The sequence below is a fragment of the Streptomyces sp. NPDC006326 genome (assembly GCF_040612915.1).
In the GTDB taxonomy this organism is placed as follows: domain Bacteria; phylum Actinomycetota; class Actinomycetes; order Streptomycetales; family Streptomycetaceae; genus Streptomyces.
Window position 1 is genome coordinate 75,318 of the sequence record NZ_JBEXRC010000006.1, and the last position, 23,386, is coordinate 98,703.

General features: G+C 72.2%; 21 protein-coding genes. 10 read left to right on the plus strand and 11 right to left on the minus strand.

All coding sequences use genetic code 11. The features are described 5' to 3' along the window. Nucleotides 1–52: 52 nt before the first annotated feature. Together ABZ128_RS06975 and ABZ128_RS06980 are read right to left on the minus strand one after the other, a co-directional pair. Nucleotides 53–1,306: an ArsA family ATPase gene (locus ABZ128_RS06975; RefSeq protein ID WP_356846693.1), complete on the minus strand. Its 1,254-nt coding sequence runs from the start codon at nt 1,304–1,306 to the stop codon at nt 53–55. Between the two features lie 116 nt (nt 1,307–1,422). After that, nucleotides 1,423–2,403 carry an ArsA-related P-loop ATPase gene (locus ABZ128_RS06980; RefSeq protein ID WP_356846518.1) on the minus strand — a complete coding sequence of 327 codons (981 nt, stop codon included), beginning with the start codon at nt 2,401–2,403 and terminating at the stop codon, nt 1,423–1,425. 72 nt (nt 2,404–2,475) lie between these two features. On the opposite strand from ABZ128_RS06980, the gene ABZ128_RS06985 reads away from it, so the two are divergent. From ABZ128_RS06985 to ABZ128_RS07005, 5 genes are all read left to right on the plus strand, one after another. After that, nucleotides 2,476–2,637 carry a DUF4177 domain-containing protein gene (locus ABZ128_RS06985; RefSeq protein WP_007264966.1) on the plus strand — a complete coding sequence of 54 codons (162 nt, stop codon included), beginning with the start codon at nt 2,476–2,478 and terminating at the stop codon, nt 2,635–2,637. Continuing rightward, a complete protein-coding gene (locus ABZ128_RS06990) occupies nt 2,634–3,107 on the plus strand; it encodes a RidA family protein (RefSeq protein WP_356846519.1) in 474 nt (157 codons plus the stop codon). Before ABZ128_RS06985 ends, ABZ128_RS06990 begins: the two co-directional genes overlap by 4 nt. A 182-nt stretch (nt 3,108–3,289) precedes the next feature. Next, complete coding sequence (locus ABZ128_RS06995; protein ID WP_356846520.1) at nt 3,290–4,207, plus strand: NUDIX hydrolase; 918 nt, start codon at nt 3,290–3,292, stop codon at nt 4,205–4,207. Beyond that, nucleotides 4,204–5,049: an MBL fold metallo-hydrolase gene (locus ABZ128_RS07000; RefSeq protein WP_356846521.1), complete on the plus strand. Its 846-nt coding sequence runs from the start codon at nt 4,204–4,206 to the stop codon at nt 5,047–5,049. Before ABZ128_RS06995 ends, ABZ128_RS07000 begins: the two co-directional genes overlap by 4 nt. Continuing rightward, complete coding sequence (locus tag ABZ128_RS07005; protein WP_356846523.1) at nt 5,046–5,333, plus strand: hypothetical protein; 288 nt, start codon at nt 5,046–5,048, stop codon at nt 5,331–5,333. The genes ABZ128_RS07000 and ABZ128_RS07005 overlap by 4 nt, the downstream gene beginning before the upstream one ends. A gap of 36 nt (nt 5,334–5,369) precedes the next feature. On the opposite strand, the gene ABZ128_RS07010 is transcribed toward ABZ128_RS07005, so the two are convergent. Together ABZ128_RS07010 and ABZ128_RS07015 are read right to left on the minus strand one after the other, a co-directional pair. Next, nucleotides 5,370–6,227, minus strand: a complete 858-nt coding sequence (locus ABZ128_RS07010; protein ID WP_356846524.1) for a nucleotidyltransferase domain-containing protein — start codon at nt 6,225–6,227, stop codon at nt 5,370–5,372. 164 nt (nt 6,228–6,391) lie between these two features. Beyond that, nucleotides 6,392–7,066 (minus strand): Crp/Fnr family transcriptional regulator, encoded by a 675-nt coding sequence (locus ABZ128_RS07015; RefSeq protein WP_003981529.1) that lies wholly within the window; start codon nt 7,064–7,066, stop codon nt 6,392–6,394. A 332-nt stretch (nt 7,067–7,398) separates the two neighbouring features. Here ABZ128_RS07015 and nth point away from each other — a divergent pair, with 332 nt between their 5' ends. From nth to ABZ128_RS07030, 3 genes are all read left to right on the plus strand, one after another. Further along, nucleotides 7,399–8,160, plus strand: coding sequence for an endonuclease III (nth, locus tag ABZ128_RS07020; RefSeq protein WP_356846526.1), 762 nt, complete (start codon nt 7,399–7,401; stop codon nt 8,158–8,160). A 183-nt stretch (nt 8,161–8,343) separates the two neighbouring features. Then, nucleotides 8,344–9,195, plus strand: a complete 852-nt coding sequence (locus ABZ128_RS07025) for a CoA pyrophosphatase (protein WP_356846527.1) — start codon at nt 8,344–8,346, stop codon at nt 9,193–9,195. A gap of 13 nt (nt 9,196–9,208) precedes the next feature. Further along, nucleotides 9,209–10,411, plus strand: coding sequence for a MarP family serine protease (locus ABZ128_RS07030; RefSeq protein WP_356846528.1), 1,203 nt, complete (start codon nt 9,209–9,211; stop codon nt 10,409–10,411). 344 nt (nt 10,412–10,755) lie between these two features. Here ABZ128_RS07030 and ABZ128_RS07035 read toward each other — a convergent pair whose 3' ends face one another. From ABZ128_RS07035 to ABZ128_RS07055, 5 genes are all read right to left on the minus strand, one after another. Next, nucleotides 10,756–11,724: an alpha/beta hydrolase gene (locus ABZ128_RS07035; RefSeq protein ID WP_356846530.1), complete on the minus strand. Its 969-nt coding sequence runs from the start codon at nt 11,722–11,724 to the stop codon at nt 10,756–10,758. Then, nucleotides 11,721–12,179, minus strand: a complete 459-nt coding sequence (locus tag ABZ128_RS07040; RefSeq protein ID WP_356846531.1) for a phage holin family protein — start codon at nt 12,177–12,179, stop codon at nt 11,721–11,723. Before ABZ128_RS07040 ends, ABZ128_RS07035 begins: the two co-directional genes overlap by 4 nt. Nucleotides 12,180–12,251: 72 nt before the next feature. Continuing rightward, entirely contained in the window at nt 12,252–13,697 is a 1,446-nt protein-coding gene (gene nhaA / locus ABZ128_RS07045; RefSeq protein WP_356846532.1) for a Na+/H+ antiporter NhaA, read from the minus strand. A 209-nt stretch (nt 13,698–13,906) separates the two neighbouring features. Beyond that, nucleotides 13,907–15,904, minus strand: coding sequence for an acetate--CoA ligase (gene acs, locus ABZ128_RS07050; protein WP_356846534.1), 1,998 nt, complete (start codon nt 15,902–15,904; stop codon nt 13,907–13,909). A 165-nt stretch (nt 15,905–16,069) separates the two neighbouring features. Further along, nucleotides 16,070–18,499 carry a SulP family inorganic anion transporter gene (locus ABZ128_RS07055; RefSeq protein WP_356846535.1) on the minus strand — a complete coding sequence of 810 codons (2,430 nt, stop codon included), beginning with the start codon at nt 18,497–18,499 and terminating at the stop codon, nt 16,070–16,072. A 256-nt stretch (nt 18,500–18,755) separates the two neighbouring features. On the opposite strand from ABZ128_RS07055, the gene ABZ128_RS07060 reads away from it, so the two are divergent. Next, entirely contained in the window at nt 18,756–20,066 is a 1,311-nt protein-coding gene (locus ABZ128_RS07060) for a hypothetical protein (RefSeq protein ID WP_356846536.1), read from the plus strand. Here the strand turns inward: ABZ128_RS07060 and ABZ128_RS07065 are convergent. Further along, nucleotides 20,020–21,048, minus strand: coding sequence for an ATP-binding protein (locus ABZ128_RS07065; protein ID WP_356846537.1), 1,029 nt, complete (start codon nt 21,046–21,048; stop codon nt 20,020–20,022). The two genes, ABZ128_RS07060 and ABZ128_RS07065, sit on opposite strands and share 47 nt — an antisense overlap. A 109-nt stretch (nt 21,049–21,157) precedes the next feature. On the opposite strand from ABZ128_RS07065, the gene ABZ128_RS07070 reads away from it, so the two are divergent. Beyond that, nucleotides 21,158–21,979, plus strand: a complete 822-nt coding sequence (locus tag ABZ128_RS07070; protein ID WP_356846539.1) for an oxidoreductase — start codon at nt 21,158–21,160, stop codon at nt 21,977–21,979. A gap of 486 nt (nt 21,980–22,465) precedes the next feature. On the opposite strand, the gene ABZ128_RS07075 is transcribed toward ABZ128_RS07070, so the two are convergent. Further along, nucleotides 22,466–23,302 (minus strand): HAD-IB family hydrolase, encoded by an 837-nt coding sequence (locus tag ABZ128_RS07075; RefSeq protein ID WP_356846695.1) that lies wholly within the window; start codon nt 23,300–23,302, stop codon nt 22,466–22,468. Nucleotides 23,303–23,386: the final 84 nt, after the last annotated feature.

Here is a 23,386-nt window from a genome sequence, read left to right on the forward strand (position 1 = left end):
CTCCGCGAGCCGGTCCAACCGGGCGGCCGAGCGGAGGTCCGCGTACGAACGCCTACGCTCCGGCCGGAACCCCGGCCGCGAGTCGCTCTCCGATGGCCCGCAGCCCGGCGAGGTCGTGCACATCGCCGGGCAGGGCGGCCACCTCGGCCACCGCCACCTCGGGGTGCAGCGAGGTGAAGCGGTCACGCGTGCGCCGTTCGCGCGCGATCACCTGCATCCGCTCGGCGTGCAGACGCAGCAGCCCCGCCGTGATCTCGTCCACGTCGGCATCCGTTCCCGGGCCTTCGGCGCTGGGGGAGCCGTCCTGGGAAGTCTGCGCGGCCTCGGCGGCCGGGTCACGAAGTCCAGCTTTCCCGGACTCCTGATCGACAATGCCGCCTTCTTCAAGATTCTCTGCGGCCGCCAACGCCCGCTCGGCGGACAGCTGGTCGGCACCACTGCCGTGGACCCGGTTCAGTACGAGCCCGGCCAGCGGCATCCGCTCCGCGGCCAGCCGCTCCACGAAGTACGCCGCCTCGCGCAGCGCGTCCGGCTCGGGCGCCGCGACCACGAGGAACGCCGTACCCGGAGCCTGCAGCAGCCGGAACGTCGCGTCCGCGCGGGTGCGGAACCCGCCGAACATCGTGTCCATCGCCGCCACGAACGTCTGCACGTCCTTCAGCAGCGAAGCCCCCATCAGCTTGCTCAGCGTGCCGGTCATCAGCGACATGCCGACGTTCAGGAACTTCATCCCCGCCCGGCCGCCCACCTTCGCCGGAGCCATCAGCACCCGGATGAACTTCCCGTCCAGGAAGGACCCCAGCCGCTTCGGCGCATCGAGGAAGTCCAGCGCGGACCGGCTCGGCGGGGTGTCCACGACGATGAGGTCCCAGTCGTCGCGGGCCCGCAGCTGGCCCAGCTTCTCCATCGCCATGTACTCCTGCGTGCCGGCGAAGCCGGCCGACAGCGACTGGTAGAAGGGGTTGGCCAGGATCGCCTGGGCCCGCTCCCCTTCGGCGTGCCCCTCGACGATCTCGTCGAAGGTCCGCTTCATGTCCAGCATCATCGCGTGCAGTTCACCCTCGCCGGACACCCCCGCGACCTTGCGCGGGGTGTTGTCCAGCGAGTCGATCCCCATCGACTGGGCGAGCCGGCGGGCCGGGTCGATGGTGAGCACGACCGCCTTCCGCCCGCGCTCGGCCGCCCGTACGCCCAGTGCCGCGGCCGTGGTGGTCTTGCCGACCCCGCCCGCGCCGCAGCAGACGATGATCCGGGTCGCGGGATCGTCCAGCAGCCGGTCCACGGCCAACAGGGGCGGGGCGTCCATGCCGGTGCCGGTGCCGGTGTCGGTGCCCGGTCCGGTGCCCCGTCCGGTGCCCGGTCCGGTGCCCCGTCCGGTGTCCGGTCCGGCGCCCGGTCCGGTGTCGTTGCCGGTGGCCTCGCTCATACCTCGTCCGCCTGCTTCCGCAGCTCCGCGGCCAGCTCGTACAGGCCGGCCAGATCCATCCCCGCGCCGAGCAGGGGGAGTTCGTACGTCGGCACGTCCATCTCCCGCAGGACGGTGCGCTGCGCGCGCTCCAGCTCCACCCGGCTCGCGTGCTCGGCGGCCTGCGCGAGCAGCGGGTCCACCAGCCGCTCCGCCGGCCCGCCGCGGCGCGCGCCGCCGAGTCCGGCCCGGGACAGGGCCTTGGCGACCTCGGTGCGGTGCTCTCCGGCCGCGGCCCGCAGGGCCTCCTCGTCCAGGTGGTGCGGCCGGACCATGTTCACGACCACCCGCCCCACGGGCAGTTCCGCGGCGCGCAGCTCCTCGATGCCGTCGGCGGTCTCCTGGACGGGCATCTCCTCCAGCAGCGTCACCAGGTGGACGGCGGTCTGCGGGGACTTCAGCACCTTCATGACGGCCTGCGCCTGGTGGTGGATCGGCCCGAACCGGGCGAGGCCCGCCACCTCGTCGTTGACGTTCAGGAAGCGGGTGATCCGGCCGGTCGGCGGCGCGTCCATGACCACGTGGTCGTAGACGGGGCGGCCGGCCTTGTCCGTGCGCCGCACCGCCTCGCACGCCTTGCCGGTCAGCAGCACGTCCCGCAGGCCGGGCGCGATGGTCGTCGCGAAGTCGATCGCGCCGAGCTTCTTGAGGGCGCGGCCGGCCGAGCCGAGCTTGTAGAACATCTGGAGGTAGTCCAGCAGCGCCCGTTCGGCGTCGATGGCGAGGGCGAAGACCTCCCCGCCGCCCGAGGCGACGGCGATCTTCCGCTCCTCGTACGGGAGCGCCTCCGTCCCGAAGAGCTGGGCGATCCCCTGCCTGCCCTCGACCTCCACCAGAAGCGTCCGTCTGCCCTCGCGCGCGAGGGCGAGCGCGAGTGCCGCGGCGACCGTGGTCTTCCCGGTACCGCCCTTGCCGCTGACCACCTGGAGCCTGCTCACAGCGTCTGAGCCTAACCACTCGCCTTCCGGGCCGCGCAGTGCCCCTGCGCGGCAGGCGATACGCTCGCCCCCATGACCAAGAAGTTCGAATATGCGACGGTCCCGCTGCTGGTCCACGCCACCAAGCAGATCCTGGACACCTGGGGCGAGGACGGCTGGGAGCTCGTCCAGGTCGTGCCCGGCCCGAACAACCCCGAGCAGCTCGTGGCCTACCTCAAGCGGGAGAAGGCATGAGCGGCGTCGTCGAGGCGAAGCTCGCCGAGCTCGGCCTGACCCTGCCCGAGGTCGTCCCGCCGCTGGCCGCGTACCAGCCGGCCGTGCGCTCGGGCGCGTACGTGTTCACCGCGGGCCAGCTCCCGATGGTCAAGGGCAGCCTGCCGGTCACCGGCAAGGTCGGCGCGGAGGTCTCGGCGGAGCAGGCCAAGGAGCTGGCCGCCACCTGTGCGCTGAACGCGCTGGCCGCCGTCAAGTCGGTCACCGGTGACCTCGACCGGATCGCGCGCGTCGTGAAGGTCGTCGGCTTCGTGGCCTCGGCCTCCGACTTCACCGGGCAGCCGGGCGTCCTCAACGGCGCCAGCGAGCTGCTGGGCGCGGTCCTGGGCGACAAGGGCGTCCACGCCCGCAGCGCGGTGGGCGTGGCGGTGCTCCCGCTGGACGCCCCGGTCGAGGTCGAAATCCAGGTCGAGCTGACCCCGGACGCCTGACCCCGTACGCCGAGCCGCTCCGCGCGGCCCCGCCCCGTCCGTCCCCGCCCGGTCGCCGCCTTGTGCGGCGGCCGCCGCAGGGGAGCGGGCGGGGCGTTCCCACACGCTCACGGCGGCGGCGCGGGGGCCGGCCAGGGCCAGGGGCTCTCGAACTCCCGGGCGGATGGTCGTAGCATCCCCGCATGCCCAACGGTGAGCAGGGACAGCAGCAGTCGCACGGAGCAACCCCGGCCGGGGGCCAGTGGTACCCGCCCGAATGGCCCGCCCGGATCCGCGCGCTCGCGGAGGGCTCCCTGACCCCGGTGGAACCCCGGCGCGCCGCCACCGTGATGCTGCTGCGCGACACGCCCGACGGCCCGGCCGTGCACATGCTGCGCCGCCGCACCTCGATGGCCTTCGCCGGGGGCGCGTACGCCTACCCCGGCGGCGGCGTCGACCCGCGCGACGAGGACCACCTCGTCGGCTGGGCGGGCCCTGACCAGGAGGCCTGGGCGGCCCGCCTCGGCACCGACCCCCGTACCGCCCAGGCCATCGTCTGCAGCGCCGTACGCGAGACCTTCGAGGAGGCCGGCGTCCTCCTCGCGGGCGAGACCGCCGACACCGTCGTCGGGGACACCACCGGGGACGACTGGGAGGCCGACCGCCTGGCCCTGGTGGCCCGCGAGCTGTCCTTCGCCGAGTTCCTCGACCGCCGCGGCCTGCGGCTCCGCTCCGACCTGCTCGGCGCCTGGGCCCGCTGGATCACTCCGGAGTTCGAGCCCCGCCGCTACGACACCTGGTTCTTCGTCGCGGCCCTCCCGGAGGGGCAGCGCACCCGCAACGCCTCCACCGAGGCGGACCGGACGGTGTGGATCCGCCCGGCGGAGGCGGCCGACGGCTACGACAAGGGCGAGTTGCTGATGATGCCGCCCACCATCTCCACCCTGCGCTCGCTGGAGCCGTACGGGAGGGCCGCCGAGGCCCTCGCCGCGGCCCCGGCGCAGGACCTGACGCCCGTACTCGCCCAGGCGGCGCTGGAGGACGGCGAGCTGGTGCTCAGCTGGCCGGGCCACGACGAGTTCACCAAGCGCGTCCGCCTCGGACTCGGAGGTTCCGCATGACCGACGCCGCCGCACTGCCCGGCCAGCCCCGCGGAATCGTCACTTCCGGGCGCGCCACCGCGCGTGCGTTCAATATCCTCGCCCCCAACCCGTCGGCCATGACCCTGGACGGGACCAACACCTGGCTCCTCTCCGAGCCCGACTCCGAACTCGCCGTCGTCGTCGACCCCGGCCCGCTGGACGAGGCCCACCTGCGCGCCGTGATCGCCACCGCCGAGAAGACGGGCAAGCGGATCGCGCTGACCCTGCTCACGCACGGCCACCCCGACCACGCCGCCGGGGCCGGCCGGTTCGCCGAGCTCACCGGCACCAAGGTCCGCGCCCTGGACCCCGCCCTGCGCCTGGGCGACGAGGGGCTGGCCGCCGGGAACGTGATCCGCACCGGCGGCCTGGAACTGCACGTGGTGGCGACGCCCGGGCACACCGCCGACTCGCTCTCCTTCCACCTGCCGGCCGACCGGGCCGTGCTGACCGGCGACACGATCCTCGGCCGCGGCACCACCGTCGTCGCCCACCCCGACGGGCGTCTCGGCGACTACCTGGACTCCCTGCGGCGGCTGCGCTCGCTGACGGTGGACGACGGCGTGCACACGGTCCTGCCGGGACACGGGCCGGTGCTCGACGACGCGCAGGGTGCGGTGGAGTTCTACCTCGCCCACCGCGCGCACCGCCTCGCCCAGGTCGAGACCGCCGTCGAGGACGGGCACGTCACCCCCGCGGAGGTCGTCGCCCACGTCTATGCGGACGTGGACCGCTCGCTGTGGCCGGCCGCGGAATGGTCCGTACGGGCGCAGCTGGAGTACCTTCAAGATCACGGACTGATCCCGGGGGGCCCCGAATGACCATGCTGTACCTGCTGCTCGCACTGATCGCGACGGCCTCCTGGATCACCTCGACGGTGACCATGCGGGTGAAGGCCCTGGAACGGCGTGCGGAGCGGCTGGAGCGGCGCCTGGGGCTGGTCCTCGACCACTTCGGCATCGAGGAGCCCGAGCCGGCCGGCCTGGACGAGGTCCGGGCGCTCGTGCGCGACGGCCGTCAGGTGGAGGCCATCCGCGTCTACCGCCGGACGACGGGGGCGGACCTGCGCGAGGCGAAGGCGGCGGTCGACGCCCTCTCGGCGTAGGCCTGCCGGATCCTGCCGGATCCTGCCGGCCCGGGTTCAGGTGCGGGGCGGCTTCGTGCCGTGTCTGGCCGTGTACTCGGCGGCGAGCCAGGGGCCGAGGTCCTCGGTGTAGGCGTGCAGCACGGCCGGGTCGGAGACCGGGTCCAGGGCCACGGCGGCCGCGGCCCGCATCTGGGCGGCGCGCTCGGGGTAGTACCGCCCGAAGATCTCCGCGGACTCGGCGAGATCGCTGGTCCAGCCGCCCCAGCGGGGCATCACGAGGGTGAAACCGGTACGGACGAGGTGCCGGGAGAGGTGGCGGCTCAGCTTCCGGTACTCGGCCGGGGTGGCAGCGGCCCGTACGCGCTCGCGCCACCGGGGGAGCAGGACGGCCAGGTCGCCGTTGGTCTCGCGGGCGAGCCGGCTGTCGGGGCGGTAGCGGGGCAGGTGCTCGGCCAGGTCGGCGCCGAGCAGCGGCGTGCAGAGGCAGGCGAGGAACCAGCCCGTGTCGTACCGCTCCTGCTCGCTGAGCAGGGTGCCCCGGCCGTACAGCAGGATGCCGACGCCGTCGATCACGGCGAAGTCCTCGTCGAGCCCGCGGGCCAGCACCTCGGCGGTGTCGCGGTCCTCGTGGGCGGGCGCGTGGTGCAGGGCGAGCAGGAGGTCGAGGTCGGAGCGGCCGGGGCGGGCCGTGCCGCGGGGTACGGAGCCGTAGAGGTACGCACTGTGCAGCCGGGCCCCGTACGCCTCTGCGACCCGCTCCCGGGCGGCGGCCACGACCGCGGCGAACTCCGGCTGGACCGAGCCCAGGGAGCCTTCGCGCTCCAGGTGGCCGGTGGGGTCGAGGAGGGCGGGCCGGAGGGGCCGGGCGGGCCGGAGGGGCCGGGCGGGCCGAAGGGGCCGGGCGGGCTGCATGGGCCCACTCTGCCGTGCCCCCGGCCGGGGCCCAACGGGAATTCCCGGCGGAGCCCCGCGTTCCAGGGCGACCGCTCGTCCTCGGCCCACCACCGGGACGTCCGCACCCGCCCGCCGGGTGACGGCGAACCGCACCGACGGGCGTACGTGTGCGCGGGGCGGGGTCAGCGGGAGCGCTTGGCCAGGCGTTCGACGTCGAGCAGGATCACGGCGCGGGCCTCCAGCCGGAGCCAGCCGCGGCCCGCGAAGTCGGCCAGGGCCTTGTTCACGGTCTCGCGCGAGGCGCCGACCAGCTGGGCCAGCTCCTCCTGCGTGAGGTCGTGGACGACGTGGATGCCCTCCTCCGACTGCACGCCGAACCGGCGCGACAGGTCGAGGAGCGCGCGGGCCACGCGGCCCGGCACGTCGGAGAAGACCAGGTCGGACATCTGGTCGTTGGTCTTGCGCAGGCGGCGGGCCACGGCGCGCAGCAGCGCGGTGGCGACCTCGGGCCGGGCGTTGAGCCACGGCTGCAGGTCGCCGTGGCCGAGACCGAGCAGCTTGACCTCGGTCAGGGCCGTGGCGGTGGCCGTGCGCGGGCCGGGGTCGAAGAGCGACAGCTCACCGATCAGCTCGCCGGGGCCGAGGACGGCCAGCATGTTCTCGCGGCCGTCGGGGGAGGTGCGGTGCAGCTTCACCTTGCCCTCGGTCACGACATACAGCCGGTCGCCGGGGTCGCCCTCGTGGAACAGGGCGTCGCCGCGTGCGAGGGTCACCTCGCCCATGGAGGCGCGGAGCTCCGCGGCCTGCTCGTCATCGAGCGCCGCGAAGAGCGGGGCGCGCCGCAGAACGTCGTCCACGAGTCTCTCTCCTATGTCGACCAGCTCAGGGGACCGTGCTCCCCATTTTGCCGGACGGCTCAAACAGTGCGATCAATCACAAGGATGCCGGACGGACGGCCGTGCTGTGCGGTGTGGGACCAATCGGAGTGGTGTTACCGGAGGTCCGGACGGGTGTCGGCGCCCGGCCTTAGGCTGGCCGGGTGTCCAACAAGCCGGTGAGAGCACAGGCCAAGGGGTCCGCACGAGTGACGGACGCCCCGAATTCAGCTGTGGGCGAACAAGCCCCCCAGAAGGCCCCGCCGAGCCCCCAGGGCAAAGCTTCGGCCAAGAAAACGGAATCCCGTCTGGGCATGGTGCGCCGGGCCCGACGGATCAATCGGGAACTGGCCGAGCTCTATCCGTACGCCCATCCCGAGCTGGACTTCCGGAATCCCTTCGAGCTGCTGGTCGCCACCGTCCTGTCGGCCCAGACCACCGACCTGCGCGTGAACCAGACGACCCCCGCCCTGTTCGCCGCGTACCCCACGCCGGAGGACATGGCCGCGGCCGCGCCCGAGGAGCTGGAGGAGCTCATCCGGCCGACCGGGTTCTTCCGGGCCAAGGCGAAGGCCCTCCTCGGCCTCTCCCAGGCCCTGAGGGACGACTTCGGCGGTGAGGTGCCGGGACGGCTCGCCGATCTGGTGAAGCTGCCCGGAGTGGGCCGCAAGACGGCGAACGTGGTGCTCGGCAATGCGTTCGGTGTCCCGGGGATCACCGTCGACACGCATTTCGCCCGTCTGGTCCGCCGCTGGAAGTGGACCGGGCAGACGGAGCCGGAGAAGATCGAGGCGGAGATCTGCGCGATCTTCCCGAAGAGCGAGTGGACGATGCTCTCGCACCGGGTGATCTTCCACGGCCGCCGCATCTGCCATGCCCGCAAGCCCGCCTGCGGCGCCTGCCCCATCGCCCCGCTCTGCCCGGCGTACGGGGAGGGCGAGACGGACCCGGAGAAGGCGAAGAAGCTGCTCAAGTACGAGAAGGGCGGCCGGCCCGGCCAGCGGCTGAGCCCGCCGCCGGACTACCCGGGCCTGCCGGCCCCGCCGCTGGGCGCGGGGGATCCGGAGGCGACCTGAGCGGGAAGGCGCGCACAGGACCGGGGCCGCGCGCAGGACGCGGGAGCCGCGTGCGCGGGGCCGACGGACGCAAGAGGACGCAGAGGAACGAATCCGGCCCGGGGCGGCGTTGTCCCGGGGTAGGAGCGGTGGCGGAGCACAGGGCCGGACCGGAACCGGGGACGACAGGGAGCAGGGGTGCCTATGACGCGCGGAGCGCGGGACGAGAGCAGCGTGGCCCAGGCGGCCGCCCCGCCGACGCAGGGCGCCGCGCAGCGCTCCGGCCCGCAGGGCGCCGCGCCGCGCACCGGCCGGCCCGCCGCGGACCGCGGCCTTCCCGGGGGCCCCTACGCAGCCGGGGCCGGGGAGCCGCGCGCCCAGGGCGGCGCCGGGCTCGTCCTCGGTACGCAGGGCCTCCCGGGGTGGCTCGACCCGGTCGTCGAAGCCGTCCGTACGGTCCGGCCCACCCAGCTCAGCCGCTTCCTGCCGCCCGAGGACGGCCGGGGCCGCCAGTCGGCCGTGCTCATCCTGTTCGGGGAGGGCCCCCGCGGCCCCGAGCTGCTGCTCATGGAGCGCGCCGGGAGCCTGCGCTCGCATCCGGGGCAGCCCTCCTTCCCCGGCGGCGCGCTCGACCCGGAGGACGGCGATCCGCACACCACGGGGCCGCTGCGCGCCGCCCTGCGGGAGGCCGAGGAGGAGACCGGCCTCGATCCCGCCGGGGTGCAGCTCTTCGGCGTCCTGCCGCGCCTCTACATCCCGGTCAGCGAGTTCGTCGTGACGCCGGTCCTGGGCTGGTGGCGCGAGCCCAGCCCGGTGGGCGCGGTGGATCCGGCCGAGACCGCCCGCGTCTTCACGGTCCCCGTGGCCGATCTCACGGACCCGGCGCACCGCGTGATGGCCGTCCACCCGAGCGGCCACCTGGGCCCCGCATTCACCGTGGAATCGGCCCTGGTCTGGGGTTTTACCGCCGGAGTGATCGACCGGCTGCTGCACTTCGCCGGCTGGGAGCTGCCCTGGGACCGGTCCCGGCAGGTCCCGCTCGACTGGCGCGCATGAGACGGTGGCCCATGTGAACGTGCTGGACATCCTGTTGCTGGTCGCTGCCGTGTGGTTCGCGATCGTCGGTTACCGCCAGGGGTTCGTCGTCGGCATCCTGTCGGTGATCGGCTTCCTCGGCGGTGGCCTCGTCGCCGTGTCGCTGCTCCCGCTGGTCTGGGACCGGGTGACGGACAACGGCACCCAGGTGTCCACCACGCTCGTCGTGATCGCCGTCGTCGTGATCATCGTCTTCGCCTCGATCGGGCAGGCCTTCACCACCCACCTCGGCAACCGCCTCCGGCGCCAGATCACGTGGTCCCCGGCGCGCGCGCTCGACGCGACCGGCGGCGCCCTGGTCAACGTCGTCGCGATGCTTCTGGTGGCGTGGCTGATCGGTTCGGCACTCGCCGGGACGTCGCTGCCCACGCTGGGCAAGGAGGTCCGCAACTCCAAGGTGCTGCTGGGCGTGTCGCGGGTGCTGCCCGCCCAGGCCGACACCTGGTTCTCGGACTTCAGCTCCACCCTCGCGCGCAACGGCTTCCCGCAGGTCTTCAGCCCGTTCTCCAACGAGCCCATCACGGAGGTGCGGGCGCCCGACCCGGCGCTCACCCGCAGCCCCGTCGCCGAGGCGGCCAAGCGCTCGATCGTGAAGGTCGTCGGTACCGCGCCGAGTTGCAGCAAGGTGCTGGAAGGCACCGGTTTCGTGTTCGCGCCCGGCAAGGTGATGACCAACGCCCATGTGGTCGGCGGCGTGGGCGAGCCCACCGTGCAGATCGGCGGCGAGGGCAAGCTCTACGACGGCAAGGTCGTGCTCTACGACTGGGAGCGGGACATCGCGGTCCTGGACGTGCCCAAGCTGAAGGCGCCCGCGCTGGAGTTCACCGACAAGGACGCGGCGAGCAGCAGCGACGCGATCGTCGCCGGCTTCCCGGAGAACGGCGCGTACGACGTCCGCGCGGCGCGCGTGCGCGGCCGGATCAACGCCAACGGCCCTGACATCTACCACCGCGGCACCGTCCGGCGCGACGTCTACTCGCTGTACGCGACGGTCCGCCAGGGCAACTCCGGCGGCCCGCTGCTGACGCCCGACGGCAAGGTGTACGGGGTCGTCTTCGCGAAGTCGCTCGACGACCCCAACACCGGTTACGCGCTGACGGCGGACGAGGTCCGCGACGACGTCCGGATCGGGAAGCTCTCCGACCGGCGGGTGGACAGCCAGGGCTGCGCCCTCTGAACCGCAGTGCCCGTGTATGCCCTACGGCCGCGGCTCCCGCACCGCGTGGACGGCTCTAACTGCGTGGATGGCGCAGCCGTGCCGACACCCAGCGGGCCCTGCGGCGCAGGATGCGAGGAATCCCGAGTCGGGGGTCGTGGCCGTCCCGGCCCGTCCTCCCGTGCGTGCCCGGCGTCGCTGCCGGGCGGCGTTCGCGTGCGGTGTCACCGTAGTCGTGCGTCCAGCCCATACAACGAGCTCTGCCCGGACCCCAAGGTCCGTAACCCCGTCGCGGGCCGCCAATTGGCCTATGCGCCGGGCAATTGAACGACCGTAAGCCTGTCGTACGAAAGACCGTCAGATGGTCAGCGGTCCGGCTCGGGGTCCTTGAGCCAGCTGATCAGCTCGGTCGAGAAGGCCACGGGGTCCTCCTCGTGCGGGAAGTGCCCGAGCCCGTCGAACAGCCGCCAGCGGTACGGGGCTTCGACGTACTCACCCGAACCGGCCGCGCTGCGCGTGCGCATCACGGGGTCGAGCGAGCCGTGCAGATGCAGCGTCGGCACCCGAACCGGCCGCTTCATACGGCGGTTGAACTGGAGCCCGTCCGGCCGTGCCATCGACCGCATCATCCAGCGGTACGGCTCGATCGAGCAGTGCGCGGTGGACGGGATGCACATCGCCCGCCGGTAGACCGCGAGGGCGTCCTGCTCCCCCTCCTCCTGCGGCCGCGGTCCCGACCACTCGCGGATCAGTTCGGCCACGAGCGCCCCGTCGTCGGCGACGAGCTGCCGCTCGGGGATGAACGGCCGCTGGAAACCCCAGATGTGGGAACTCGCCCGGGTCTGCCCGAAGTCCGACAGCATCGCCGAGCGCCAGCGCCGCGGGTGCGGCATCGAGGAGACCACCAGCCGGCGCACCAGCTTCGGCCGCATCACCGCCGCCGTCCAGGCGAGGTACCCGCCCAGGTCGTGTCCCACGAGGGCGGCGTCCGGCTCGCCGAGGGACCGTACGACCCCCGTGATGTCGAGCGCCAGGTTGGCGGGGTCGTAACCGCGCGGGGTGCGGTCGCTGCCGCCCACGCCGCGCAGGTCCATGGCGACGGCCCGGTACCCGGCGTCGGCGAGCGCGACGAGCTGGTGGCGCCACGTCCACCAGAACTGCGGGAAACCGTGCAGCAGGAGCACCAGCGGCCCGTCGCCCAGTTCGGCGACGTGGAACCTGGCTCCGTTGGCCGCGACGTCGCGGTGCACCACCGCCCTCCCGCCGGGCACGTCGATCCTGACCGCCGAGGCGGCGGTGGGCGGAGTGCTGGAATCCGGTGAGGGCGCTGTCATGAGGACGAGCGTGCCACACCCACCGCCTGGTCACTGACCGATCGCGGGTGCGGCTTGACGGTGCCGACGACCGCGGCGGTCCGCTTGACGGAGGCGATGGACTTCTCCGGCGGCTTGACCTTCTTGAACTTCGAGACGGCCAGCAGGCTGAAGATGCCGGCGAGCAGCAGGAACGCTCCGCCCACGATGAGGAAGGACCAGGCGAGGCCGAGCCCGAGGTTGTGGATCCCGTAGGCCGCGGCGAAGCTCAGCACCGGCAGGGAGAAGAGGACGAACACGCCGGCGACGGAGATCGCCGCGCCGCCCATGCCCGCCCGCTTGACGTCCTGGCGGATCTCCGCCTTGGCGAGGGCGATCTCGTCGTGCACCAGGGCGGACATCTCGGCGGTGGCCGAGGCGACCAGCTGGCCGAGTGTGCGCTCGGCTCCCTGCACCCCTTGGTCCACTGCGGTCATCGCTCTCTCCCTCTGTCGTCCGTCGGCGGTATGGTCGCCGACCGTCCCCCGTCGGTCACTGCTTCACTCAGATCATGCCGGACGGTCGGCCCCGTTGCTGGACCCGGCCGCCGATTCGGCCGTCGATTCGAGCACCGCTGCAGCCGCCGCCTCGGCCCGGCGGCGGTGCTCCGCCGCCTTCTCCTCGTAGATCTTCGCCATCCGCAGGTGGTATTCGGGGTTGTCCTGCTCGTAGATGTCGGGGATGCCGTCGCGGTCCTCGTCGCGCTCCTCGGCCTCCGTCAGCGCCCGGTAGGTGCGGTTGCGGAGCTTGAGCATGACGCCCGAGACGACGGCGGCGATGAGCGAGCCCATGAGGACGGCCGCCTTGACCTCGTCGGTGAGGACCGCGTCGCCCGTGAACGCGAGCTCGCCGATCAGCAGCGACACGGTGAAGCCGATGCCGGCGAGCGAGGCGACGGCGAGTACGTCCGGCCAGGCCAGGTCCTCGCTCAGCTCGGCCCGGGTGAAGCGGGCGGCCAGCCAGGTGCCGCCGAAGATGCCCACCGTCTTGCCGACGACCAGGCCGAGGACGACGCCGAGGGTCTCGGGCCGGGTGAAGACCTGTGCGAGGGCTTCGTCGGAGAGGGAGACCCCGGCGGAGAACAGCGCGAAGAGCGGGACGGCCAGACCGGCCGAGAGGGGCCGGACCAGGTGTTCGATGTGCTCGCCGGGGGAGTGCTGCTCGTCCTCCCTGCGGGTGCAGCGCAGCATCAGGCCCATGGCGACGCCGGCGATGGTGGCGTGGACGCCGCTGTTGTACATCAGGCCCCAGATCACCAGGGCGAGCGGCACGTGGACGTACCAGCCGCGCACGCCGCGGCGCAGCAGGAACCAGAACAGGACCAGCCCGACGGCCGCCCCGCCGAGCGCCAGGAAGTCGATCTCGTGCGTGAAGAAGATCGCGATGATCATGATCGCGAAGAGGTCGTCGACGACGGCGAGGGTCAGCAGGAAGGCGCGCAGGGCGGACGGCAGCGAGGTGCCGATCACCGCGAGGACGGCGAGTGCGAAGGCGATGTCGGTGGCGGTCGGGACGGCCCAGCCGCCCAGGGAGCCGCCTGCCGTGCTGTTGACCAGGACGTAGACCAGCGCAGGCACGGCCATGCCGCAGACGGCGGCGATCACGGGCAGGGCGGCCGCCTTGGCGTCGCGCAGATCGCCCGCGACGAGCTCGCGTTTGAGTTCGATACCGGCGACGAAGAAGAAGACGGCGAGCAGGCCGTCGGCCGCCCAGTGCTGGACCGAGAGGTCCAGGCCGAGGGAGGCGGGGCCCAGGTGGAAGGAGCGGATGCGCGCGTAGCTGTCGCTCAGCGCGGGGATGTTCGCCCACAGGAGCGCCGCGATGGCGGCCGCGAGGAGCAGGACGCCGCCGACCGTCTCGGCGCGCAGGGCGTCGGCCACGAACCGGCGCTCGGGCAGGGAGAGCCTGCCGAGGAGCTTGCGGGCCGTGTTGTCGGTGCGGTGGGGCGCGGCCACGAGAGGACACCTCCGGGTGGTTGGACGGCATGGCGAAGCAGTTGCCGACCAGACTTCCCGGCGCACCCTGGGTCACGTTTTTACGATTCTCATACCTTACAGCGGCCCCGGATGGGCGCGGGACGTATCCGGTGATCGTCACTTTAGGCGCGAAAGGGGCATCCGGCGCGGCTCGCGTCGGATGCCCCTTGTGCCCGGTGCTGCTGCTCTCAGTCCTCGCTGGGGGCGGCCGGGAGCTTGCTCTGGATCAGGTCCATGACCGAGGAGTCGGCGAGCGTGGTGACGTCGCCCACCGCGCGGTCCTCCGCCACGTCACGCAGCAGACGCCGCATGATCTTGCCCGAGCGGGTCTTCGGCAGCTCCTGGACGGGCACGATCCGCTTCGGCTTGGCGATCGGGCCGAGCGTGGCGCCCACGTGGTCGCGCAGCTCGGCGACCAGGCCTTCGCTCTCCGATGCGCTCCCGCGCAGGATGACGAAGGCCACGATGGCCTGTCCGGTGGTCTCGTCCTTGGCGCCGACGACGGCCGCCTCGGCGACGGAGGGGTGCGAGACGAGGGCCGACTCGACCTCGGTGGTCGAGATGTTGTGGCCCGACACGAGCATCACGTCGTCGACCCGGCCCAGCAGCCAGATGTCGCCGTCCTCGTCCTTCTTGGCGCCGTCGCCCGCGAAGTACTTGCCCTCGAAGCGCGACCAGTAGGTGTCCACGAAGCGCTGGTCGTCACCCCAGATGGTGCGCAGCATCGCCGGCCACGGCTCGGTGAGGACGAGGTAGCCGCCCCCGCCGTCGGGGACCTCGCGGCCCTCGTCGTCGACGACCGTCGCGCCGATCCCGGGCAGCGCCCGCTGCGCCGAGCCCGGCTTGGCCTCGGTGACGCCGGGCAGCGGCGAGATCATCATCGCGCCGGTCTCGGTCTGCCACCAGGTGTCCACGATCGGGCAGCGGTCGCCGCCGATGTGCTTGCGGTACCAGATCCAGGCCTCGGGGTTGATCGGCTCGCCGACCGAGCCCAGGACGCGCAGGCTCGACAGGTCGAACTTGGCGGGGATGTCGTCGCCCCACTTCATGAACGTGCGGATGGCCGTGGGCGCCGTGTAGAGGATGGTGACGCCGTACTTCTGCACGATCTCCCAGAACCGGCCCTGGTGCGGGGTGTCCGGGGTGCCCTCGTACATCACCTGCGTGGCGCCGTTGGAGAGCGGTCCGTAGACGATGTAGGAGTGTCCGGTCACCCAGCCGATGTCGGCGGTGCACCAGTAGACGTCGCTCTCCGGCTTGAGGTCGAAGACGGCGTGGTGGGTGTACGAGGCCTGCGTGAGGTAGCCGCCGGAGGTGTGCAGGATGCCCTTGGGCTTACCCGTGGTCCCCGAGGTGTAGAGGATGAACAGCGGGTGCTCGGCGTCGAAGGCCTGCGGGGTGTGCTCGGCCGGCTGGCGGTCCACCACCTCGTGCCACCAGACGTCGCGGCCCTCGGTGAAGGCGGTCTCCTGGCCGGTGCGGCGCACCACGAGGACGTGCTCGACCTGCGGGCACTTGGCCACGGCCTCGTCGATGGCGGGCTTGAGGGCCGAGGGCTTGCCGCGGCGGTAGCCGCCGTCGGCGGTGATCACCAGCTTGGCGTCGGCGTCCTGGATGCGCGAGGCCACGGCGTCGGCGGAGAAGCCGCCGAAGACCACGGAGTGCGCGGCGCCCACGCGGGCGCAGGCGAGCATCGCGACGACCGCCTCGGGGATCATCGGCAGGTAGACCGCGACCCGGTCGCCGGCCTGCACACCGAGCTCGGTCAGAGCATTGGCGGCCTTGGAGACCTCGTCCTTGAGCTCGGCGTAGGTGATCGCGCGGCTGTCGCCGGGCTCGCCCTCGAAGTGGAGGGCGACTCGGTCGCCGTTCCCGGCCTCCACGTGCCGGTCCACGCAGTTGTAGGCGACGTTCAGCTTGCCGTCCGCGAACCACTTCGCGAAGGGCGGGTTGGTCCAGTCGAGCGTCTCGGTCGGCTCGGTGGCCCAGGTCAGGCGCCGGGCCTGGGTGGCCCAGAAGCCAAGCCGGTCCGCCTCGGCCTCGCTGTACGCCGCCTGCGTCACATTGGCGGCGGCGGCCAGATCGGCAGGCGGTGCGAACCGCCGCTCCTCCTTGAGCAGATTGGCCAGGCTTTCATTGCTCACGACATCTCCCTTTCCCAGGGTGTCCGTTGTGTCCCCGGGCATAGCTCATCAGTCCAGGGCCCGGGTGACAAGGGTTGGCCGAGAATTGGTTTAGACCTGTAGTGCACCCGGGGCCCACGCGTGAGTGGCCCCCTCCCGCTGCAGGGTGCGGGAAGGGGCCAACCGATTGCACGGATACGGGAGGGTATCGGTTCAGGCGGGCGCCACTCAGGCGTGCCCGCCGACACTGTCAAAAACGCGGCAGTCGAAGAAGTCCTCTCCTGCGGACAGCAGGTACGCCTGCGCCTCGCCCACGTGGAAGTACATCCCGTGCAGTTCGAGGGTGCCCTCGGCGAGCCGGCGGGCCACCGACTCGTGGGCGCGCAGGTGCTCCAGCTGCTGCACCACATTGGTCAGGCACAGCTGCTCCACCGCGTCCGCCGGGAGGCGGCCTGCGATCCGCGCCCAGGCGTGGTGGGGACTGGACATCCGCTCCAGGCTCGGCAGACCGTGCCGCAGCCACCGGCGCAGGGGGGTCATGGGTGCGCCGGGAGCGGAGTTGAGCAGCGCCTGCATGGCACCGCATCCGGAGTGCCCGCACACCGTGATGCTGTCCACCTGGAGCACGTCCACGGCGTACTCGATGGCCGCCGCGACCGAGTCGTCGGAGGCCTCGGCTCCGGGCAGCGGGACCAGATTGCCGACATTGCGGACGGTGAACAGGTCGCCGGGTCCGCTGGCCGTGATCATGCTGGTGACCAGGCGGGAGTCCGCGCAGGTCAGGAACAGCTGCGAGGGCCGCTGCCCCTCGCGGGCGAGCCGCGCGAGCTCGTCCCGCACGTGCGGCGCCGTGTCCCGCTGGAAGGCGCTGATCCCACTGGCCAGTTGGCCGGCGCCGCGGCGGCGGGGCGCGGGCGTCTGCGCCCCGGCGTCGGGGGCCGCGGCCGAGGCCGCGGCCGTACGGTCTTCCGCGCTGCCGGGGTCCCCGGCGGCGGACCGGTGGTCGCAGTGGTTCTTCCACGGGGTCCAGGGGCGGCAGCAGTGGTGGTCCGCGCGCTGGGCCCCGGACCCGTCGAGCCGCTGCGGCCCTAGCCCGGCCCGGTCGGCGGAGCGGCCGGTGATCTCCAGCCGGCCGCCGTGCGCCAGGTGGGAGTCCCGCCAGTCGTGGAGCGTCTCGTACGCCGCGTGGTCCATGAACGAGCCGTCCAGCTCGACCACCACGCGCGCGTCGTGCGGGATGTGGCTGAGTACACGGCTCAGCCGGGGGACCGCGAGGAAGGTCAACTGGCCGCGGGCCCGCACCCGGTGGACTCCGTCCTGCTCCTCCACCGTGATCCTGGTCCGGGCGAGCCGGTGCAGCGCGACCCCCACGGCGACCGCGATGCCGACGGCCACTCCCTCCAGCACACCGCCGAGCACCACCGCCGCGATCGTCGTCGCGTAGACCAGGATCTCGCGGTGCCGGGTGACGGTGCGCAGGTGCGTGGCGCTCACCATCCGCACCCCCACCGCCATCACCAACGCGGCCAGCGCCGCCAGCGGGACCAGTTCCAGGGCCGGGGCGAGCAGCACGGCCGCGAGCAGGATCCAGAGCCCGTGCAGCATGACCGACCGCCGGCCCACGGCCCCGGCCTTGACGTTCGCCACGCTGCGCATGGCCCCGCCCGCGACGGGCAGTCCGCCCAGCGCCCCCGAGATGATGTTCGCCGCCCCCTGGCCGCGCAGCTCCCGGTCCAGGTCGGCGCGGCGCGGGCGGTTGCCCGTACGCCGCTCGGAGGCGATCAGCTTGTCCGTGGCGACCGCCGAAAGCAGGGATTCCACGCTGCCGACCAGGGTGACGGTCAGCACGGCGGCCAGGAGGCCCAGCACCGGCCCCTCGGGCAGCCCGGGCAGGGCGTGGCTGCGCCAGGACGGCAGGTGCACCCGGGGCAGACTGAGCCCGGCCACCGCGGCGAAGGCCGTGGCCACGGCGACGGCGGCGAGCGCGGCCGGCACCTTCCTCAGGGCGGCGCCCACCCGTCCGGGCAGCCGCGGCCAGCCGAGCAGGACCGCCAGCGTCAGCGCACTGACGCCGAGCGCCGCCGGATGCAGCACGGCCAACTGGGCCGGGAGCCCCAGGACATTGGCGACGGCCGAGCTCTGCGGGGTGCCGCCGAGCACGATGTGCAGCTGGGCCAGCGCGATCGTCACGCCGACCCCCGCGAGCATGCCGTGCACGATGGCGGGGCTCACCATGAGCGCGGACCGGGCGGTGCGAAGCGCGGCGAGCCCGACCTGGCAGCAGCCGGCGAGCACGGTGATCGCGCAGGTGGTGCGCCATCCGTAGCGCTGGACCAACTCGGCGGTGACGACGGTGAGTCCGGCGGCGGGGCCGCTCACCTGGAGCGGGGCCCCGCCCAGCCGCCCGGCCACGATCCCGCCGACGGCCGCCGCGACCAGGCCCGCCTGGAGGGGGGCGCCGGTGGCCAGGGCGATGCCGAGGGAGAACGGCAGGGCGATCAGGAAGACGGTCAGGGAGGCGGAGAGGTCCGCCGACAGGCCGTCGGACGCCTGGGGGGACCGCGGGGTTCTGGGGCCTCTCAGGGCGGTGAGGGCCCTGGTGGCAGTGAGGGTCGTGGGGCTGGTGGGGGTGGAACAGGTCGGGGAGGTGGCTGTCATAAGGTCCCGTCTCCTCTGCGGAGGGATGAAGCGGCGGGAGTCTCAACACTCGGTAAATGAAAGGTAATGGCAGGTAAAGGGCTGCGAAAGGAAATGCGGGCAAACGGCTGAGAAATTACCCCTGACGGGTGATTAAGCATTTTGTACGGCTTGTCACACCATCCTCACGGTGGAGCGCATGGGACGTTGCGCGCGGAAGAGCGGAAGGCCCGCGAGGGAGAAGACCCGCGAGGGAACTGCGAGGAGAGGTGGACGGATGATCGCCGCCACGAAGAAGATCGCCGGTGGTCTGGTCGCCACGGCGCTGGTGATGGGCGTCGCCGGGTGCAGTACTTCCGAGCCCGCCGAGCCCCTCCCCGGGGCCCCGGGAGCCAGGAAGGGCGCCAACGCCCCCGGGGCGCCGGCCCCCGACAGGCCCAGCCGGCCCATCGGCGACGGCTCGACCGCGTACACCGGTCCGCAGCCGAACGTACAGACGCCGCAGAGGCTGGAGCCCGGCGAAAAGCCGCCGCAGTTCGTCGTGTTCTCGTGGGACGGGGCCGGCGAGGACAGCCAGAAGCTCTTCTCGCACTTCCGCGAGGTGGGCAAGAAGCACAACGCCCGGATGACCTACTTCCTCAGCGGCGTCTACCTGCTGCCGGAGGAGAAGCGTTCCCTCTATACCGCGCCGCAGCACGAGCCGGGCCGCTCCGACATCGGCTTCGGCGACCTCCAGGGCATCAAGGACACCGCCACCCAGGTCCGCGCCGCCTGGCTGGAGGGCAACGAGATCGGCACCCACTTCAACGGCCACTTCTGCGGCCCCGACGGCGGCGTCGGCACCTGGTCCGTCGAGGAGTGGAAGAGCGAGATCAACCAGGCCAAGTCCTTCGTGAAGAACTGGAAGACGAACGCGGGCCTGAAGGACATGGAGCCGCTCCCCTTCGACTACGACAAGGAGCTCATCGGCGCCCGCACCCCGTGCCTCGAAGGCCAGAAGAACTTCATGCTCGCGGCCAAGGACATGGGCTTCCGCTACGACTCCAGCGGCATCAGCAAGCAGATCTGGCCGAAGAAGACCGACGGACTCTGGGACCTGCCGCTCCAGCTGGTCCCCATGCCGGGCCGCGCCTTCGACACCCTGAGCATGGACTACAACTACATGGTCAACCAGTCCGGGACCACCACCCAGGGCGACCCCTCGCAGCACGAGTACTGGGGCGAGCAGATGCGCGACGGCCTCCTGCAGGCCTTCGACCGGGCCTACAACGGCAACCGCGCGCCGCTGATCATCGGCAACCACTTCGAGTCCTGGAACGGCGGCACCTACATGCGTGCCGTCGAGGAGGTCATCGAGAAGGTCTGCACCAAGAAGGAAGTCCGGTGCGTGCCGTTCCGCGAGCTGGCGGACTGGCTGGACGCCCAGGACCCGAAGGCCCTGGAGTGGCTGCGCACCCTCGATGTCGGCGAGGTGCCGAAGGAGGGCTGGCACAAGCTGCTGACGGCGGGGCCGCCGGCCGCGCCGGCCGCCCCCGCCGAGGTCACGCAGGCTGAGGAGACGGCTGAAGCCGGTTCGGACGAGGACTGACGGAGCCCTCGTGCAGGGGGCTCTCGCGCAACACGAAATCGGGGTCGACCTGGGCAGCCAGGTCGACCCCCGTCTTGGCATTGCCCCAGCTCTCCGCGTTGCGCAGGTGGAAGTGCACCATCTGCTCGGTGTACCGCCGCCAGTCGCGGTACGCGTACGACTCGTCGGCGGCGCTGCGGAGGGACTCCAGGCCGAGCCGGTTGCTCGCCTCCAGCAGCTCGAAGGCCGCCGGCCGGCCCTTCTCCATCGCCCGCACCCAGTCGGAGTGCCCGAAGGTGACGAGCAGGTCCTCGCCGACCTCGTCCTGGAGGAACTCGATGTCGTCGGTGCTCTGCACCTTGTTGCCGACGACCTTCAGCGTGACCCCGAAGTCCCGCGCGTACTCCTTGTACTGGCGGTAGACGGAGACCCCCTTGCGGGTCGGCTCGGCCACCAGGAACGTCACGTCGAAGCGGGTGAACAGGCCCGAGGCGAAGGAGTCCGAGCCCGCGGTCATGTCGACGACGACGTACTCGTCCGGGCCGTCGACGAGGTGGTTCAGGCAGAGTTCCACCGCCCCGACCTTGGAGTGGTAGCAGGCCACGCCGAGGTCCGCCTCGGTGAACGGCCCGGTGGCCATGAGCCGTACGGGCCGCCCGTCGAGCAGCACGGTGCGCGCGCAGGCCTCGTACACGGGGTTGTCCTCGTCCACCCGCAGCAGGCGGGAGCCGGCGCCGGGCGGGGTCGTCTTGATCATCGTGTCGGCGGAGGCGATGCGCGGGTTGGAGCCCCGCAGGTACTCCTTGATCAGGGGCAGGTGGGCGCCGAGGGCGGGCAGGGCGGCCGCCTCCTCCTCGGCGAGTCCGAGCGCGGCGCCCAGATGCTGGTTGATGTCGGCGTCCACCGCGACGACAGGGGCGTCATGGGCGGCGAGGTGACGGATGAAGAGGGAGGACAGGGTCGTCTTGCCGCTGCCGCCCTTTCCCACGAAAGCGATCTTCATGTTCACCAAGCGTAGTCGATCGGTTGCGCTGCGTGCTCCAGGTGAGTGAAGAAGACCACTCCAAGGAGGGGGCGGTGCTATGGCGCCGCAGTGCGTAGGCTCCTTACTTATGAGTAGCGCTTCTGACCCGCTGGCCGCCCTGGGATCGCTCCCGGGTGTCGCCGAGTCCGTGGATTCCGTACGCAAGGCCGTGGACCGCGTCTACGGGCACCGGGTGATGCGCCGGCGCAGCGGGGAGATCACCTCGGAGGCGGCGCTGCGCGGAGCGCGTGCGAGCGCCGCCCTGTCCGGCGCGGACTGGGCACTGGAGGAGGTGCGCCGGCGCACCGACTTCGGCGCGGAGGCGGAGGCGCGCACGGTGGGCGCCGCCCTCCGGCTGACGGCGGAGGCGGGCCAACTGCTGAGCATCTGGCGCCAGTCGCCGCTGCGGGTGCTGGCGCGCCTGCACCTGGTGGCAGCGGGCTCGACCGCCGAGGGCGATGTGGTGGGACGGCCGAGGCTGGCCGGTGAACCGGTGGACGAACCGCTGGTCGACCTGCCGCTGCCGAGTGCGGACGAGGTCGCGGGGCGGCTGGACGGGCTCTCCCGTCTGATCATCTCGGGCGGCTCGGCCCCGGCGCTCGTCACGGCGGCCGTGGTGCACGGCGAGCTGCTGGCGCTTCGGCCCTTCGCCTCGTACAACGGCCTGGTCGCGCGGGTGGCCGAGCGGATCGTGCTGATCAACAGCGGTCTGGACCCGAAGGCGATCTGCCCGGCGGAGGTGGGGCACGCGGAGCAGGGGGCGGAGGCCTACCTGGCGGCCTTCGAGGGCTATGTCTCCGGAACCGGGGACGGGATGGCGGCCTGGATCGCGCACTGCGGGCGGGCGATCGAGCTCGGCGCCCGCGAGTCGACGGCGGTCTGCGAGGCGCTGCAGCGCGGCGCGGCCTGAGTCGTCCGGGCGAGCGTAACCGCCCGTACACAGGGTTGCGGCGACACCGTCTTGCTGTGGTGTCGCCGCTGGCATTCACGCCCAGTTACCAAGCGTCCTCGATGTTGCCCATCAGGTCGGGAACTTTGCCCGTCACCTGGTGCGGCTGGCCCGTAATCGACGGGTCGACGTCGCGTGGGTGCTAAGCGTTCCTGCTTCGGTCCGTGGGCCTTACTGCGTTTTAAAGATGATCCTCTCGGATGTTCTTTGGTCTCGCGGGCCGTGACTCCTTTCTACTCCGCTTGGGGGCGAAGCGGAACCCCTGGCCACTTTTTTTACTTTCCAGCCCAGTTCGGGACGCACCGGACACCTGATATCGCCGCAGGCCGGCCCCGGGATCGCGGAATCCGCGGGGCGGTGGCGGCGGGCCGGGCGGGCCGAATGGGTGGGGTGGGCGGGTCGTGCGGGGCCGGTGTGACGCTGGCCGGCGTAGGGCCCGTGTGGAGGTCAGGCCGTGGCTGCGGCGGCCAGGGCGCTGGCCCGGCGGCGGCTGGCGTACCAGACCAGCCCGGCGGTGGCGGCGGCCGCGCCCACCGCGGCCGCTGCGACCAGCGCCGGCCGCGCCGGCATGGACAGCCCGGGCAGCCGCTGCTTCAGGCGGACCGGCCGGTTGAACACCAGTACGGGCCACTCCCGGGCCACGGCCTCCCGCCGCAGGGCCCGGTCCGGGTTGACCGCGTGGGGATTGCCCACCGCCTCCAGCATGGGGATGTCGGTGACCGAGTCGCTGTAGGCGTAGCAGCGCGAGAGGTCGTACCCCTCGGACTCGGCAAGCTCCCGCACGGCCTCGGCCTTGGTGGGCCCGTACGCGTAGTACTCGACCTCACCCGTGAAGCAGCCGTCCTCGCCGATGACCATGCGCGTGGCGACGACCCGGTCCGCGCCGAGCATCTCCCCGATGGGCTCGACCACTTCCGCCCCGGAGGTGGACACGATCACCACGTCCCGGCCCGCCGTGTGGTGGGCCTCGATGAGGGAGGCCGCCTCGTCGTAGATGAGGGGGTCGATCAGGTCGTGCAGGGTCTCGGCGACGATCTCGCGCACCTGCTGGACGTTCCATCCCTTGCAGAGGGCGGACAGGTACTCCCGCATCCGCTCCATCTGGTCGTGGTCGGCTCCGCCGACCAGGTAGATGAACTGGGTATAGGCGGTGCGCAGCACGGCGCGGCGGTTGATCAGACCGCCCTGGTAGAAGGACTTGCTGAACGTCAGAGTGCTTGACTTCGCAATGACCGTCTTGTCCAGGTCGAAGAAGGCTGCGGTGCGGGGCGACGAGTGCGGCAAGGGCTGGATTTCCACGCCCCGAGCATATGCGCCCACCATTCGGCGTAAGGTGTGGCGCGTGGGTTTGCCTGAGGAGGCTCTCGG

Excerpts from the sequence above, each read along its gene's own strand:
- ABZ128_RS07005 (WP_356846523.1), top strand. The coding sequence starts at position 5,046 with ATGACCATGCTGTACCTGCTGCTCGCACTGATCGCGACGGCCTCCTGG.
- ABZ128_RS07010 (WP_356846524.1), bottom strand. The coding sequence starts at position 6,227 with ATGCAGCCCGCCCGGCCCCTTCGGCCCGCCCGGCCCCTCCGGCCCGCC.
- ABZ128_RS06990 (WP_356846519.1), top strand. The coding sequence starts at position 2,634 with ATGAGCGGCGTCGTCGAGGCGAAGCTCGCCGAGCTCGGCCTGACCCTG.
- ABZ128_RS07065 (WP_356846537.1), bottom strand. The coding sequence starts at position 21,048 with ATGAAGATCGCTTTCGTGGGAAAGGGCGGCAGCGGCAAGACGACCCTG.
- ABZ128_RS07000 (WP_356846521.1), top strand. The coding sequence starts at position 4,204 with ATGACCGACGCCGCCGCACTGCCCGGCCAGCCCCGCGGAATCGTCACT.
- ABZ128_RS07055 (WP_356846535.1), bottom strand. The coding sequence starts at position 18,499 with ATGACAGCCACCTCCCCGACCTGTTCCACCCCCACCAGCCCCACGACC.
- ABZ128_RS07035 (WP_356846530.1), bottom strand. The coding sequence starts at position 11,724 with ATGACAGCGCCCTCACCGGATTCCAGCACTCCGCCCACCGCCGCCTCG.
- acs (WP_356846534.1), bottom strand. The coding sequence starts at position 15,904 with ATGCCCGGGGACACAACGGACACCCTGGGAAAGGGAGATGTCGTGAGC.
- ABZ128_RS07025 (WP_356846527.1), top strand. The coding sequence starts at position 8,344 with ATGACGCGCGGAGCGCGGGACGAGAGCAGCGTGGCCCAGGCGGCCGCC.
- ABZ128_RS07070 (WP_356846539.1), top strand. The coding sequence starts at position 21,158 with ATGAGTAGCGCTTCTGACCCGCTGGCCGCCCTGGGATCGCTCCCGGGT.
- ABZ128_RS06975 (WP_356846693.1), bottom strand. The coding sequence starts at position 1,306 with ATGGACGCCCCGCCCCTGTTGGCCGTGGACCGGCTGCTGGACGATCCC.
- ABZ128_RS07060 (WP_356846536.1), top strand. The coding sequence starts at position 18,756 with ATGATCGCCGCCACGAAGAAGATCGCCGGTGGTCTGGTCGCCACGGCG.
- ABZ128_RS06995 (WP_356846520.1), top strand. The coding sequence starts at position 3,290 with ATGCCCAACGGTGAGCAGGGACAGCAGCAGTCGCACGGAGCAACCCCG.
- ABZ128_RS06985 (WP_007264966.1), top strand. The coding sequence starts at position 2,476 with ATGACCAAGAAGTTCGAATATGCGACGGTCCCGCTGCTGGTCCACGCC.
- ABZ128_RS07040 (WP_356846531.1), bottom strand. The coding sequence starts at position 12,179 with ATGACCGCAGTGGACCAAGGGGTGCAGGGAGCCGAGCGCACACTCGGC.
- nth (WP_356846526.1), top strand. The coding sequence starts at position 7,399 with ATGGTGCGCCGGGCCCGACGGATCAATCGGGAACTGGCCGAGCTCTAT.